The sequence below is a fragment of the Halomonas sp. SIMBA_159 genome, from assembly GCF_046536035.1.
GTDB classification, from domain to species: domain Bacteria; phylum Pseudomonadota; class Gammaproteobacteria; order Pseudomonadales; family Halomonadaceae; genus Vreelandella; species Vreelandella venusta_A.
Window position 1 is genome coordinate 1 of sequence record NZ_JAWJBT010001757.1, and the last position, 231, is coordinate 231.

Below are 231 nucleotides of genomic sequence, written 5' to 3' on the forward strand. Positions count from 1 at the left end.
GGCGTCTCCTGGCCTTCCACGGCAGACGATACGGCGTCGATCTGAGAGCGGAGGTCGCTGACGAGCGCTTCAGCTTCGTCCTGGCGATCGAAGACGTTGCCGACGAGGTTGAGGAACCCGAACGACGACTCGACCGTGGCGTTGTCGAAGGCGGAGAGCTCTTCTTCCGTGGGGTCTTCCTTGCCCATGGCGCAGTTCGCCGGATTGACGATCGTGTTGATGCCCTCGGCG

Annotated in this window: 1 protein-coding gene; it reads right to left on the reverse strand. The window is 63.2% G+C overall.

The window, feature by feature from the left end; genetic code table 11:
* On the reverse strand, positions 1-231 hold a 231-nt coding region (locus R0J87_RS25225; protein ID WP_498889761.1), incomplete at both ends, for a hypothetical protein.